This window comes from Lentzea albidocapillata (assembly GCF_000719115.1).
Taxonomy (GTDB): domain Bacteria; phylum Actinomycetota; class Actinomycetes; order Mycobacteriales; family Pseudonocardiaceae; genus Lentzea; species Lentzea albidocapillata.
Genome location: NZ_JOEA01000011.1, coordinates 162342 through 176072, shown reverse-complemented (window position 1 = coordinate 176072; position 13731 = coordinate 162342). Strand labels below are relative to the sequence as shown.

Annotated in this window: 18 protein-coding genes and 1 tRNA gene; 4 read left to right on the top strand and 15 right to left on the bottom strand. The window is 64.2% G+C overall.

Translation table 11 applies throughout. The annotated features are described in order from the left end of the window. Positions 1-531: a hypothetical protein gene (locus IG04_RS0118410; protein WP_248782530.1), complete on the bottom strand. Its 531-nt coding sequence runs from the start codon at positions 529-531 to the stop codon at positions 1-3. Between the two features lie 74 nt (positions 532-605). On the opposite strand from IG04_RS0118410, the gene IG04_RS0118405 reads away from it, so the two are divergent. Then, on the top strand, positions 606-857 hold the full coding sequence (locus tag IG04_RS0118405; RefSeq protein WP_030477894.1) for an LLM class flavin-dependent oxidoreductase: 252 nt from the start codon (positions 606-608) through the stop codon (positions 855-857). A gap of 55 nt (positions 858-912) precedes the next feature. Next, a complete protein-coding gene (locus IG04_RS0118400; RefSeq protein WP_030477893.1) occupies positions 913-1821 on the top strand; it encodes a CobW family GTP-binding protein in 909 nt (302 codons plus the stop codon). Between the two features lie 2 nt (positions 1822-1823). Here the strand turns inward: IG04_RS0118400 and IG04_RS0118395 are convergent, their stop codons facing one another. Both IG04_RS0118395 and IG04_RS0118390 read right to left on the bottom strand, forming a co-directional pair. Continuing rightward, a complete protein-coding gene (locus IG04_RS0118395; RefSeq protein ID WP_051770157.1) occupies positions 1824-2849 on the bottom strand; it encodes a serine hydrolase domain-containing protein in 1026 nt (341 codons plus the stop codon). Further along, entirely contained in the window at positions 2846-3964 is a 1119-nt protein-coding gene (locus IG04_RS0118390; RefSeq protein ID WP_030477891.1) for a serine hydrolase domain-containing protein, read from the bottom strand. The genes IG04_RS0118395 and IG04_RS0118390 overlap by 4 nt, the downstream gene beginning before the upstream one ends. A 356-nt stretch (positions 3965-4320) precedes the next feature. Between IG04_RS0118390 and IG04_RS0118380 the strand changes: the two genes are divergently transcribed. Next, a tRNA-Lys gene (locus IG04_RS0118380) sits at positions 4321-4396 on the top strand. 161 nt (positions 4397-4557) lie between these two features. On the opposite strand, the gene IG04_RS46545 is transcribed toward IG04_RS0118380, so the two are convergent. From IG04_RS46545 to IG04_RS0118325, 12 genes are all read right to left on the bottom strand, one after another. Beyond that, entirely contained in the window at positions 4558-4713 is a 156-nt protein-coding gene (locus IG04_RS46545) for a hypothetical protein (protein WP_157512946.1), read from the bottom strand. Positions 4714-4905: 192 nt separating this feature from the next. After that, positions 4906-5982 (bottom strand): type II toxin-antitoxin system antitoxin DNA ADP-ribosyl glycohydrolase DarG, encoded by a 1077-nt coding sequence (darG, locus tag IG04_RS45375; protein ID WP_084401481.1) that lies wholly within the window; start codon positions 5980-5982, stop codon positions 4906-4908. 11 nt (positions 5983-5993) lie between these two features. Beyond that, entirely contained in the window at positions 5994-6623 is a 630-nt protein-coding gene (gene darT, locus IG04_RS45370; RefSeq protein WP_159460476.1) for a type II toxin-antitoxin system toxin DNA ADP-ribosyl transferase DarT, read from the bottom strand. A 258-nt stretch (positions 6624-6881) separates the two neighbouring features. Beyond that, positions 6882-7934, bottom strand: coding sequence for a tyrosine-type recombinase/integrase (locus IG04_RS42675; RefSeq protein ID WP_338043544.1), 1053 nt, complete (start codon positions 7932-7934; stop codon positions 6882-6884). A 14-nt stretch (positions 7935-7948) separates the two neighbouring features. Then, on the bottom strand, positions 7949-8143 hold the full coding sequence (locus IG04_RS0118360; RefSeq protein WP_030477889.1) for a helix-turn-helix transcriptional regulator: 195 nt from the start codon (positions 8141-8143) through the stop codon (positions 7949-7951). A gap of 17 nt (positions 8144-8160) precedes the next feature. Next, the gene (locus tag IG04_RS0118355) at positions 8161-9765 is read right to left on the bottom strand and encodes a replication initiator (protein ID WP_030477888.1); all 1605 of its coding nucleotides are present in this window, start codon (positions 9763-9765) and stop codon (positions 8161-8163) included. Continuing rightward, on the bottom strand, positions 9762-11252 hold the full coding sequence (locus IG04_RS0118350) for an FtsK/SpoIIIE domain-containing protein (protein ID WP_338043543.1): 1491 nt from the start codon (positions 11250-11252) through the stop codon (positions 9762-9764). The genes IG04_RS0118355 and IG04_RS0118350 overlap by 4 nt, the downstream gene beginning before the upstream one ends. Beyond that, entirely contained in the window at positions 11222-11440 is a 219-nt protein-coding gene (locus tag IG04_RS0118345; RefSeq protein ID WP_157512944.1) for a hypothetical protein, read from the bottom strand. Before IG04_RS0118345 ends, IG04_RS0118350 begins: the two co-directional genes overlap by 31 nt. Positions 11441-11663: 223 nt before the next feature. After that, a complete protein-coding gene (locus IG04_RS0118340) occupies positions 11664-11915 on the bottom strand; it encodes an AMED_5909 family protein (RefSeq protein ID WP_229694044.1) in 252 nt (83 codons plus the stop codon). Further along, complete coding sequence (locus IG04_RS0118335) at positions 11902-12162, bottom strand: hypothetical protein (protein ID WP_030477884.1); 261 nt, start codon at positions 12160-12162, stop codon at positions 11902-11904. The genes IG04_RS0118340 and IG04_RS0118335 overlap by 14 nt, the downstream gene beginning before the upstream one ends. Further along, positions 12162-12350, bottom strand: a complete 189-nt coding sequence (locus IG04_RS0118330; protein WP_229694045.1) for a hypothetical protein — start codon at positions 12348-12350, stop codon at positions 12162-12164. The genes IG04_RS0118335 and IG04_RS0118330 overlap by 1 nt, the downstream gene beginning before the upstream one ends. 23 nt (positions 12351-12373) lie before the next feature. Next, positions 12374-12826 carry a hypothetical protein gene (locus tag IG04_RS0118325; RefSeq protein WP_030477883.1) on the bottom strand — a complete coding sequence of 151 codons (453 nt, stop codon included), beginning with the start codon at positions 12824-12826 and terminating at the stop codon, positions 12374-12376. 159 nt (positions 12827-12985) lie between these two features. On the opposite strand from IG04_RS0118325, the gene IG04_RS0118320 reads away from it, so the two are divergent. Next, entirely contained in the window at positions 12986-13729 is a 744-nt protein-coding gene (locus tag IG04_RS0118320; RefSeq protein ID WP_030471735.1) for a DUF5919 domain-containing protein, read from the top strand. Positions 13730-13731: the final 2 nt, after the last annotated feature.

Here is a 13731-nt window from a genome sequence, read left to right as displayed (position 1 = left end):
TCAGCTCCCTGTGGTGATGTCCACGACCCAGAAGAACTCGCCTTCTGCGTCGTAGTCGAAGATCAGCGCGGTCTGGCCCGCTGTCAGTTCGGTGCTCTGCGCCGCTCGCACCTGCACGACCGCCGTGCCGCCGTCGTCGGCGGTCACCTCGGCCTGCCCGTACCGCTCGGTGACCTTGGACGTCCTGACGATCGCGGTACGGCCCACGAAGTCGTTGCGGGACGCCGGTTTCTCCGGTTTCGTCCAGTTCTTGACCGGGATGAGAAGGATCTTCGTGACGAGTGCGCCGACGAGCAGCGAACCGGCGAGGATGGCGTACCGGAGCGAGCCCTCAGGCGTCAGCACCGTGCCGACCAGCGCGGTGAACCACGTGATCACGACGAACATCGAGATGGAGATCGGCATCACCGGGGCGTCGAAGTCCAGGCCCACCAACGCCACTGTGAGCCAGTAAGCCAGCACTATCAGCAACAGGAAGCTGAACACCACAGTCGGAAACGCCAGCGCGGCAGCCAGGAACTCGGTCATCATCGCCCCCCTTCTCGTCATTCTGATGTGCGAAGTGCCCGATCCGTTGCACTTTCGAGAATGATCGATGGAAATCGATGGTTTTCTCGATCATGGACATCGGTGCGCAGGGGCTCTACATCGGTGACACGGCAGGGCCGGACGACCCGCTGGCCCACCTGAGCTATGTGGCGGCGGTCACGTCCTCGCTGGAACTCGCCACCGGAATCGTGATCCTGCCCCAGCGCAACCCGCTGGTGCTCGCGGAGCAGGTGGCGTCGCTGGACCTGCTCAGAAGCGGCCGGTTCACCCTCGGCACCGGCGCGGGTTACGTCCCGCAGGAGAGATGACCGCGATCGGGGTGCTGGAGAGGAACGCGGAGTTCACCGGCTAGCCTGGAACGTCGTGATCCCCGTAGTCGTGCTCGCCGGCTTCCTCGGTTCCGGCAAGACCACCCTGCTCAACCACCTGCTGCGCACGTCCGGCGGCACGCGGATCGGCGTCGTGGTGAACGACTTCGGGCAGATCAACATCGACGCGTTCGCCGTCTCGGCCCAGGTCGACTCGATGGTGTCGCTGTCGAACGGCTGCCTGTGCTGCGCGGTCGACGGCACGGAGCTGGACGGGATGCTGACCCGCCTGGCCGCGGCGGACCTGGACGTCATCGTGATCGAGGCGTCCGGCCTGGCCGAGCCGGCGGCGATGGTGCGGATGGTGCTGCAGGCGCCGGGGGTCTCGTACGGCGGGCTGATCTACGTGGCCGACGCGGTGGAACTGGACGCCGTGCCGGATCTCTCCCGCGATCTCGCGCTGGCGGATCTGGTGGTGCTGAACAAGGTCGACCGGGTCTCGACGTTGCCGACGCTACCTTCCTCTGCTCCGGTGCTTCCAGTTTCCTTTGGCCGGATCGACCCGGCGCTGCTGTTCGAGGTCCGGCCGCCGGACCTGGGCCCGCGACAGCTGTCGTTCGACGACCTGGACGACCACTCCACGCACGCGCACGCCCTGTACGACAGCGTGTCCTTCGAGTCCGCGGATCCGTTGCATCCCAAGCTGTTCATGGACTTCCTGAGCGCGCGGCCGGACGGGTTGTTCCGCGCCAAGGGTTTCGTGCGGTTCCCTCTCGGCACGTTCATGCTCCACACCGTCGGCGCGTACGTCTCGTTCACGCCGGTCGACGACGCCCCGACGCAGCTGGTGCTGATCGGGGCGGGCATCGATCCGGAGGCGCTGACGGACTGGCTGATGGCGTGCGTCGCGGACGGACCGGTGACCGAGCAGGACATGCTCTGGGTGCTCCGGTACGCCCGCTGACGTCACTTCTTCTTGCAGAGCGCGGTGTCCATCACGTCGAACACCTGCTGGAATTTCTTCGCCGGGTCGTCCCCGAACGTGCCGGGAAGCGCGGTGAGCGTGATCGCCGCGTTCCTGCCGCCGTCGGTCGCACCGCCGAGCGACGCCCAGCCGTGGATCGACCCGCCGTGCCCCCACCAGACTCCGCCGCAGCTGAGCTTGGTGCTCTCCAAGCCGAGCCCGTAGGCGCTCTTCTCGTCAACCGCGACGGTCCTGCGCATCTCGTCGAGCTGCGGCTTCGCAAGGAGACCGCCCTGCAGCAGCGTCTTGTAGAACTTGGCGACGTCGGCGGGCGTGGACACCATCGCACCGGACGCCCACGCGGCGGACGTGTCGAGTTCGGTCGCATTGACCACTTTCGACTTCGGGTCGAGCAGGTCGCTCAGCGCGTAGGCCTGGGCGTGCCTGCCGCGGATGCGTTGCTCGCCCTGGTCAGGCCAGTACGTGTCCCTGAGCCCGGCCTTGGTGATGACCTTCTGGATCGCCTCGCCGACCGGCCGTCCGGTGACCTTCTGGATCAACAGCCCGGCGACGACGTAGTTCGTGTTGCTGTACTCGTACCTCTCGCCCGGCTGGAACCTCACCGTCTGACTCAGCGCGACGTCCAGCAGGTCGTGCGGCGCGAAGTACCTGTCGCGAACGTCGGCGATCTTCGGAACGCCGACCTGCATGACGTAGTCCGGCAACCCGCTGGTGTGCTGCAGGACCTGCCGCACGGTGATGCGGCTGTCCTTGATGTGCGGCACGTACCGGTTGACGGGCTTGTCGAGCTCGACCCCGTTCCCGGCCACGAGTTGGAGCGTCGCCACCGCCACGAACGACTTGGTGATGCTGCCGATGCGAACCTGCCCGTTGACCGGCGCGTTGCCCCTAGCGTGGTTGTGCCCGTTGACATGGGCCTCCACGCCGGGCGTGCCGTCCTTGACGATCTGGTCGAGCTGTTGGGGGACAAGGAGAGTCAGCGCCGTAAGCGCAGCAACCGCGATCACTTGGCACCACACAGAGCAGCGTCCACAGTGGCCAGAACTGCCTCGTGCGCCTTACCGGCTTCTTCCGGCGTGTCCTGGAACGTGCCGGGCAATGCCGTGACAGCAACGGAGAACGCCCTGCCGGAATCGGTGACCCCGCCCCGCGTCTCGTAACCGTGGATGTCGCCACCGTGACCCCACGACCGGCCACCACAGGACAACGGCACACTGGCGATGCCGAGTCCGTACTCCACGCCCGGCCACATCTCGCCCGCGGTGTCGACGGTCTTCTTCATCTCGTCCAGCTGAGCCTTCTTCACCAGGTCGCCCTTCAGCAGACCGCGGTAGAAGGTGTTGAGGTCCTTGGTGGTGGAGATGATCTGGCCTGCCGCCCAGCCCCAGGAGGGGTCCATCTCGGTGACGTCCTCAATGCCGTTGCCGGTCTTGGCGTACCCGTGCGCGTGCTTGCCGCGGATGCCCTGCTCACCCACGCCGGGCCAGTAGGTGTCATTCAGGTTCAGCTTCCGCACGATGCGCTGGTCGACGTTCTCCGCGACCGGACGACCGGTGACCTTCTGGATCAACAGGCCGAGCAGCACGTAGTTCGTGTTGCTGTACTTGAACTTCTCGCCCGGCTGGTTGGTGACGGGGTGCGCGTTGCCAATGTCGAGCAACTCACGCGGCTCGAAGTAGCGGTGCCGCAACTCCTCGAAATTGCCCACCCCCAGGTACTGCGTGTAATTCGCGAGCCCGCTGGTGTGGTTGAGCAACTGCCGCACCGTGATCCGGTCGTCCTTGATCGCGCCCGGCAGGTAGTGGTTGATCGGCTTGTCGAGCTCGACCTTGCCCTCACCGACGAGCTGCATGACCACCGTCGCGACGAAAGCCTTGGTGTTGGACCCGGCACGCACCTGCCCGTTCCTGGGCACAGGCGTCCGCTTGTTCAGCTCGGACGTGCCCGAGGTGTAGGCGCTCGCCCTGCCGTTGCCGTCGGTGATCGTCGCCAACGCCGCCGGGAACTCGTGCTGCTTGGTGAGCCCGTCAAGCTGCTTCTGCACGTCGCTCGCCGGCGCGGCCATCGCCGTCCCGGTGAACAGCATGGCCGTTGCCAGCACTCCTACCAGCGTCTTCTTCACTCTGTGCCTCCCCTTGCCGTGGTGAGGACAGATTCCCAATCAGGGTGGTGTCCGCGCAGTCATGCACGCTTCCGTTCTCGGGGTGGAGCAGGCTCTACCTAGTAGCGGACGTCGCTCTGCGGCAGCGGCGCAGGGTAGTTGAGCACGGGCCGCGAGACGTCGCCAAGAGCCTGATCTCCTCGTCGGTGAGGACGACCTCGTCGCGGTCGCGCCCGTCAGCAATCCCGGCGGCCACGTCGATGACCTTGAACTCGTCCTCACCGAGCCCACCCACGAACTTGGCCCGCTCAGAGTCGCTGAGAGGTTGGGAACCCGGAGGACATGCGGAGGTGGAGATCGGTAGGCTGTCCCGGCGAGGGCTGCTAGCTCAATTGGCAGAGCAGGAGACTTTTAATCTTCGGGTTCAGGGTTCGAGTCCCTGGCGGCCCACCAAACCCCCAGGTCACAGGCCTGGGGGTTTCGCTTTGCTCAGGTCGCCCCGCACTTAACCCACACAAAACTGCTGGTCACTCAACTTCGCCGTGCTCCGGCAAGGTCTGTCTTGGACTCGCCGAGTGCCATCCCAGGGCTTCAGCAGCACGCCGTTGGCCGTCTTACAGCCCCATGTAGATGCGCTGCGCCATGGACAGCCGCGCGTGATCGAACTGGTCTGCGGCCATCGGCACAAGGCCCGCTTCAACGAGGATGTGGCGGCCATCGGTGCTCCAGCAGACGTGAGACCACCACAGGCCCACCACGAGCTGTTCCAACGGTGCTCACGAGTGTCGGACTGAGCACGTAGCCCGTTGAAGCATGTCAGGGAAGATCGATTCGTTGGAGGGCTGGTGGCCTTGAGCCGACTCCGCGCAGTCGAGCACCCATCGAGCAAGAGCAGCCTGCGCTCACCAACCACCTTGGTCAAATTCAGGATCAGCTCAACACCCGAACACTAAAGCGCCGAGCTAACCAGCAGAAACAGGCTCTACAACTTTTGCACTCACGAGATGTTCATAGGCCAAGGACGCTTGCTCATGCTTGAATATCCGCCCCTTTCGCGTTGACCAACTTTGAATCTCCGCTACAACTTCTTCGATAGTCGGAGGGGTAGCCCTTCCTTCAACCACGAAGTGCACAGTCGAGAGCAGCTCAACGCCGTACGGGAACTCAAATCCATCGACTATCTGCGAGAACCGGTTGAGCACATCCCGGAACTTCTCGTCGTCACCAAGCAGTTCATGCGCTTCAGCAACAGCACGTTCGTCCAGCGTTAGAGTCGCCTTGCTTCCCGAACTTCCGTCACCAAAACCGTATATGAAGTGCCCTTCCGAATGGCTTATAAACTGGTTCACCGTCTGCGCAAAGGGTCCGAAATGACTTGGAACGAAGTCGAACTTGATTCCCCATCCAGCCACCTGCAGGAAGTAGGCCGCCTTTTGCGCTTCAACGATAGACATTTCACGTGTGTCAGAAAGCCCCGTGGAAACACTTCGCTGAATATAACGCTCGAAGGCAAGAAGAAGCGCAGCGCGCGTCCTCGTCATCTGAGGGCGCTTAGTGCGAACCGGCATGTCCGCAGCCGCAGGTGCACCCTCAGGCGGATAGATCAAGATCCGAACATCCTGAAGATCCTTCAGGATCTCACGTATCAGCGGATAAACTTCCCGCCAGTCCAACCCGCCGTTTCCACAGCCTAGCGGCGGGATAGCGATCGAGCGGATATTCAACTCTCGAATCACATCCCGAAGCGCAGTAAGTCCAGAAGCGACATCCCGGAGCTTCGAACTCGACTTCCAATGCTTCTTAGTAGGAAAGTTGACGATGAACTTCGGGTTGTTCATTGCACCAGTTTCGTGCACGAACATCTTCCCCAGCTCAACTTCATCTCGCTTACAGGCCCGCTCGTACTCTGAGTAGTTATCCGGGAACGCGCGCTTGAACTGAAGTGCAATACCCTTGCCCATCACCCCCACAGTGTTCACCGTATTCACAAGAGCCTCAACGTCAGCCGCCAAAAGATTTCCGTGCGCTTCCTCGATCACGTCGCCCCCTTTCAGATGTAGAGTTCGGGCTTAACTGCAGTGAAGATATGCGGAGGTAAGAAACCTTCGATGGAGTCCATAATACCTTGATTATGGGTCGCAATACCCGTAACAAGACCGATCGGAAAGAAGCCATGCACAAGGAACTCCGCCATTCGTCGACGCTTCCTGTCGCCGTCGTCTGCGGTGTTAGCCCAGTACCGCTCCTCCATTATCGACCAATCAATCTTCGACTCCAACTCTTCCAGAGTCCCAAAGAATCGAGTCAGTCCTGTTCTGGCATTACCATCGGTGCAGACCCATCCAAGGCCCGCCGCGCAAACTGCGCCGACTGTTGAAGCGAAATAAACAAGCTGACGGGAGTCGCTGTAGCCGGGCACGCCACCCTTGCTGATAGCGCTCATCATCGGAGACCGCGGCGCGTAGTAGAACGGAACGTAGTCGCCTACACAGCCGTATGGTGGCATCGGCACAGGTTTCGTACGCCGCGCCTCCTTGATGTCGGCGGATGCACAGTCCCTGAAGGCATAGGACTGGTTTGTCATCACGTTGTCTGGCCAGATGCCGCCCGCAGCAATGATCTTCGGAACGTTGGCGACGTCCGTGAAGTGAAGGATGCGGCGATCGTTGGCTGGCGGCACGATGCAACGGTAACGCCCAGGTCTGACAAAGTACGTCAGGTCACTGCATGTCACCTGGTGTAACCAGTGTCAACGTGCTCGACGACTAGCAAACACCTGATCCATACCTTCGCCCGCCCTCACTCAGCCCATACAAAACTCCTGGTCAACCTACATCTCGCTCCTCCGGCGAGGCTTTCTTGGGTTCTCCGAGCGCTCGTTCCAAGGCGTCTGCGGCGCGCCGGTCGACCGTCTTCCGAGCCATGTAGGTGTCCTGCGTCATCGACGGCCGAGCGTGCCGAGCTGGTCCGCGACCTGCCTCGCCGAGAGCCCCGACTCATCGAGGATGGTCGCCGCCGTCTTCCGGAAGACATGCGAGGTCACCCAGGCGAACTCATCCCCGCCGCGAGCCGCCCGGAGATCCTTCCGGGTGTTGGACGGGTCACGGAGCCCGCCGAGGGCGTCAGGGAAGACCGGCCCGTTCGGGAAGCTGGTGGCCTTGTGCCTCCGCCGCAGGATGTCGAGCGCCCATTGCGGCAGCAGAAGGGTGCGCTCACCGGCCTCCGTCTTGGTCGACTTCCGGATCAGTCCAACGCCCTTGACCCGGATGACCGTGTAGTTCACGGCGACCGTGCCGGCCTCGAAGTCGACGTCCTCCCAGTAGACGGCCAACGCCTCACCGATGCGGACGCCCGTGGCCATCATGAAGCGCGACAGATCGGGAAGGTCCCGCTTCACAGCCTTCGGATCGGACTCGAGCATCTCCAGCCAGAGGACCCGTTCTTCCAGCGTGAGCGCCCGCGGACTCTTCTTACGCCCAGCCTCCAGCGGTTCCACCTCCCTAACCGGGTTCGTGTCCAGCGCCTTATCTCGGACAGCAATCCGCAGAGCCCCCGAGATCACCGAGCGAGCCGTCTTCGCCGTGTCCACGCTGACCGACCGCCACAGCGCACTCAGGAATGCATCGAGCCGCGCCACCGACATCTCATGAATCCGCACCTCACCAAGGCCAGGCAACACGTGCCGATCCATGATGCTTCGGTACGTGTCGACGCTGCTGGGCGACCGCTTCCCAGCGTCAGCAAGCGCCTGAAACTTCGCGAACCACTGATCCAAGGCCTCCTTGAACCGGCTCTCGCGCGTCAGCGAACTGCCGGACGGTCCCTTCCGCTCGGCGAGTGCCTTCTTGAGGCTCCGCTCTGCGGCGCTCTTGGTCTTCCCCCACCGCTCGACAGGCCGCGTCTTGCCGTCGTAGTCGCGATACTTCACGGTCGCACGCCAGCCTGAATCCGTTTCATAGCAACGAATCACGCCATACGTGCCGATGTCCAAAGGCGGACGTCCCATCAGGCCGCCTCCTCAAGCAGGTGCTCGAACCAGCTCCGCACCTCGGACGGCAGGTACCGCAGGTGCTTGCCGATGCGCCGAGCGGGCGGCCCGTAGTTCTTGGTCCTCCAGCCGTAGAGCGTGTGAACCGGGACGTTCAGGTAGATAGCGACGTCATTTACTGTCCACAGTGGTTCAAACTGGTGTGCTTCCATGATGTTCTCCCCCTAGATCAAGCAGCTTGCGGAGTTGCCGAACTCCCCGGAGGTCCGGCAGATGCCAGCAGCGCAGCTGTGTATTCGGCCTTCCACCTGCGGCGCTCTGCGACGGCGCTCAACAGCAGGTGCGCCCGTGGTGGCACGTTCGGGTCACCGGGCTGGACGTTGTTCCAGACGAGGCGTTGAGGCTGGTCATCGGGCTTGATCCCGACATTGGCCAGCAGTTGCCGAACGAACGCCTTGCGATCGTGCTTGTGGTCCGCGAGGGACTTCCCGGACCACTTCCGCGACACCAGAACGCGACGACCAGCGACCCCGAGCGTGGTCCGCTTGTGCGCCTTCCCCTTGCACTTGCCCGGCACCGTCGACAGCCGAGCCCCACGAGGCTGGACGCCGTAGAGCAGCCACAGCCCGCATTGCGGCGAGCAGGGCGTGACCGCGAGCTCAGCGCAGAGGCGTTCAGCGTGGTCGTCCTGTCGGGCTGTCTGCGCCTCAAAGCACTCATTGATGCTCTTGGTGAGGTACTTCGTCAGGTAGCCGATGTGACGGCCGGCTTCTTGGGTGCCGCCGAGGATGCCCTTGGAGTGCACCTGAACCCCGAACCGCGCGACGTGTGCCGGTCGCTCGACCTCATCGAGGGCTTCTTCCCAGATAGGCAGGGCCCTTCGCGTATGCGGATCAACGAAGCCCTTGGCCCGGACGTCCCACACCGGCAGGTTGTCGCCGCTGTACTTGATCTCGTCATGGGCAGGCCACCAAACCTGGTGATAGGTGGCCTCAGCGACCGCCCGCAATTCTGCACGGGAGATGCTTCCTCGGACCGCCGCGTGCCAGTGCGGAGCCAACCGCCGCTGTGGTTCGACGGCGGAGAAGTACTGAACCTCCCAGCCGACGCAGCGCCGAAGGTTCTGCACGAACCGGTCCAGCAGCGCCGCGAAGTGCACAGCGTCCCGCGCAGCACGGCGGTAGTCGTACCGGGAGGGATCAACAGGCGTGCCGTCACTGCGGACCTTGCCGTAGCTGTCGAGCGTCAGCGTGAGGAACGTCGAGGGCTGGTACTTGCCGCCGAAGACCTTGCCGACCGTGCGCTTACTGACGGGCCGCCGAGGCAGGTTGGGCGCGTCCTGCCGCCGCCTGGTCGACCGCTTCCGCGCAGCCTTGAGCGGGACTTCCAGAGAAGGGAGGGAGCCGCGGACTCCGAGTTGCCGAAGTTCTGCGTCGACCTCCGCGACCTCCTCCCGCACTTCCTCCGCGCCGACCTCATCGCCCTCATCGAGGGCCAAGCGGAAGGCCTTGACCAGGTCAGCCCGGTACTCAGTCAGCTCCCGCTGATCATTGCTCGGGGCGTTCGGAGTGAAGTCCGGTTCGTCGGTCAGGTGCCATCCCTCGCGGCACTGCGCCATCCGCAGACGCCGGTTCTTCTCGGCGCAGGTCGGGCAGACACTCGCGACCGTCGAGCCGCACGGCACAGGCACGATGTCCACGCGTCCGGTGTCGAGATCGATCCGTTCCTTGGCCAACGGACGGACGCACACGCCGTGCTCTTCTGCGACGGCCCGAGCGACGTCGAGCGCGGCCGGCTGCTTCATCCGCTCTGAGCGATTCAGGTACTCGGTCATGCCGCAGCACTCCCCTCGGACCGCTCGGGGAACTCGTGAACCGTGGCCGGAGCGAGGTAGACAGCCAGCTCGACCAGGTCCGCATCAGTGACATGGAAGGCCCGGGCCCGCTCGGGTTCGCGCTGCCCGTCCTCCTTGAGCGAGGCGACACCAGGCGTGTTCTCGCTGATCTCGTGGGCAGCCGCGCCGCGTTGCCGGACGCCGTCGCCCAGGACCATGTCGACCTGGATCGGCTCATCGAGGCGCAGTGCCACGCGAGTGGTGAACAGGTGCCGGAAGGCGACCACTTCCTTGCGCGGGTCCTGGACCAGGCCGACAACGGCATACCCAGGCGCACGCCCCTGCGAGGTGATCGTTTGAACAGCACGGGTGGCGCGTTCACGGAGGTTCCTGTCCGGCTGGTAAGCGATCAGATCCGCCAGCTCATCCACGATCAGGACCGTGAACGGCTCACCAGTGTTGCGAGCCCAGAGCCGCCGAATGCCCCGGTAACGCGAGGCACGCTCCTTGACCTCTGCGGCGATTTCTTCAAGCAGGGCAACAGCTTCTGGCCCGTTGTCGTAGATGACCTTCTCGAACGCGTCCGGGCACTGGCCCAGCTCCATGCCGCCCTTCGGGTCGATGCCGACGAGTCGGACCATGTCGGCTTTGATGGCCGGGGCGAGCTGCCAGACGATCGACCAGAGCACCGAGCCCTTACCCGCGCCAGGTACGCCGACCACGAGCACCTGCGAGCCGAGGAGCTTCAGCCGCCAGGGCTTCCCGGTCTCGGTACGGCCGACGACCACACGCTTGAGGTCAACTTCTCCGGCGTCGGCGAGTTGCGGCACGACCACGGGACGCGACAGCGGGTCAGCGTGGATGAAGTCGAGCTCAAGCACGCGCGGCTTGAGCACCCTGACCCGGCAAGACCGGGCGTTGAACGAGTGCGCCAGGTTGTCCCGACGTGCTTCCCACTGCTCTGGCGACTGGGCCGGGATCATCCGCACGCGAACCTTGTCCCGCCAACCCTCGGACCGGACCCGGCGCAGCTTCGGGAGGTACTCCTTCCCGCGGACTTCCTTCGCAAGCTCGGCGAGCCGCATCACGGTGCGCCATTGCGGCACGTAGACAGTCAGCCGCCTCCACTCAGTCAGCAGCCGGTACCAGCCGTGCCGCAGGAACGACGCACCATCGAGGCCATACCAAACGGTCAGGGCGCATACGAGCGACAACAGAGCCAAGACCAGCGGTGACAGTCCGAACTGCCGATAGGCGACATAGCCGCCGAGGCCAAGCGTCACCACAACCGGATAGTGGATGGCCAGCACGGTGAGCTTCACAGCCAGACGGACCGTCAGCCACACCAGCGCGAGTGGCGCGAGTACGAGCTTGACCCAACCAGGAAGCCATACCCACCAAGGAACCTGCGGACGGGCACCCTCAAACGGCGCGGGATCGACCCAACGGTTGCCCCTCATCGCGCGCCGCCCGAGCACGCGACGCACTGAAAGACGCTGCCAACGCTCGGGATGCGCCCAACAGGCTGGAACGCTCCCGCATCGGCGGTGTGCTGCGCCTTGCAGGTCAAACACTCGAAGCCCTCAGCCTGTGCGGCCGTGAGTTCCATCGTCTCCAACGAGCCGCCGTCGAGCATGACGACGTAGCTAGAAACGGTCTGCTTGCTGGAGATCATCCGATCCCACAGCAGTTGCTTTGTGGCCCCGTCTAGCGCACGAATGCGCTCAGGCTCTACGCTCATCGTTGTTCACTCCCGAATTGGGTGGACAACGCAGGAGCGGCGAGGTTGGTAGCCGGGTTCCGCTCCTGCGTCTCATGTTCTCTTTGCGCCGCAACAAGACGTGCGGCATCGCCACGTGACCCAGCAGAGTCACGTGTTCTGTCCAAACAGGACTTGCTTAGCTCTTGCGGAGCTGGATCGCCTCGCCCTTCTCACGCTCACGAGTCGCCCAGTACATGGCCTCGTGGTGGTGACTCCGGTCGGTCTCCGCGACGCGCGCGTAGATAGCGGCCGAGCGCAGGTAATAGTCCTTCAGCACGTCGGGCTTGGACTTCGGATCGGGGAGCAGCTTGCTCAGCACGTCATGTGCCTCGCTCAGCGTCCTGACCTGCTCGGCCAAGCCCCAATGCATCGCCTTAACCGCGGACATCAGGATCTCCCTCCGCAAGGGCGTGCCGCCCTTCGTGACTGCCGAGGTGATCGGCCAGCTTGGACGCCTCACGCGACAGCTCCCGACAGAACCGCATCAGCACGTCCGACCCGCCAGGAAACGGCGGGAGCTGGATCGCGATGTTGACCGGGTCCAGGTAGATGACCAGCGCCGGAACCTGCGGCGTCACTCGAACCATCGCCGCAGCCGCGTCACGCCCGGGCGTACAGGTGGCGTTGAAGCCCATCACTGCCCACCTTCCTGCCGAGCAGCCGACGCCTGGAGCGCCTTCCATCCCTCGTCCAGGACCTCCCGCAGCCGAGGCACCGCATCACGGTCGACCACCAGCACCACGGGAAACGCCTTGCCGAACCGCAGCTCGACTCGGTCAGCGAACGGCATCGCGAGGGGACGCATCGGGAGATCGGCGGTCACGTGGACCCGCACCATGTCCGGCATTACGCGGCCTTGGCGGCAGGCTTGCTGACAGCCGGCTTCATGCCTGAGGCCCGCAGGCTGTAGCCCAGCTTCGCGCGGCACCGGTGACGCTCACCGGCGTGCGTGGCACGGCAGCCTTTGTCATCGATCCACGGCGTGACCGTCAGCCCCTCGAAGACCACCGGCCGCACGTCCGTACCGGGGATGGCGTCCGGCGGCACCGGCTGGTGAGGCGCGGAGATCTTCACCGTGACCACCGCGTCCGTCTTGCGCTCGGCCGCCTGGTCGATCACCAGGACCGACCACACAAGGAGACCGGTCTCCTTGTCCTTCTCCTGCTCCACCGGCAGGCCCTTCGCCCGCTCATCGGCGGACTGGAACTTCAGCACCGGTTCCACGCCCATGACGAGCGCGCCCCTCGGGAACACGAAGTCATGACCCGCCGGGAGCCTGCTCCCACCTGTGATCGCCATCGTCTTGCTCCTGTCGTCTGTGCCGCCTGACCTGCTGTCAGCCGTTCTCGACACCTACGACTTTCGGCGAAACACGAGGACGCAAGCACCGCACAGCGGGATTTCTGAGGACGTCTCTGTTACGTTGAAGTCGTCCCTAGTCATCCCTCGGGAGGGCAGATGGCCAACGACCGCCTACGCGAAGCGTTGCTACGCAACGGCTTGAGCCTCGACCATGTGGCCCGCGCGACCGGCGTCGACCCCAAGACCGTCGAACGCTGGATCACCAGGGGACGCATTCCGTACCCGCGCCACCGCAACGCCATCGCATCGATGGTCCGCGAGACCGAGCACTACCTCTGGCCCGACGCGGTAGCCGCGGACCGCAAGGCCGAGATCGCCGAGTCCGAGGTCGTGAAGGTCTACCCGCACCGCAACAACATCCCCGCGGACTTGTGGGACCGGCTACTCAGCGACGCCACGGAGCACATCGAGGTCCTGTCACTCGCGGCTCTGTTCCTCGTGGAGCGGCCGATGTTCGCGAAGGAGCTGCGCGCGAAGGCCGAGAACGGCGCGAAGGTCCGGCTTCTGTTCGGCGATCCGGCCGGCCGCGAGGCATCCCGGCGGTCCGAGGAGGAGCAACTAGGTAAGGGCACTGTGGCCGCGCGCATCCGCAACGCGCTGGCGTTCGTCCGGCCGCTGGTCGACGTGCCCAACATTGAGATCCGGCTGCACAAGACGACGCTCTACAACTCGGTCTTCCGCTTCGACGACGAGATGATCGTCAACACCCACGTCTACGGGTTCCCCGGCGCCCATGCGCCAGCGCTACACCTGCGACGACTGTCCGCCGGGGACTTGTTCGAGACCTACTCCGAGAGCCTGGAGACCGTCTGGGCTTCCGCCAAGCGCACCACGTTCTGAGG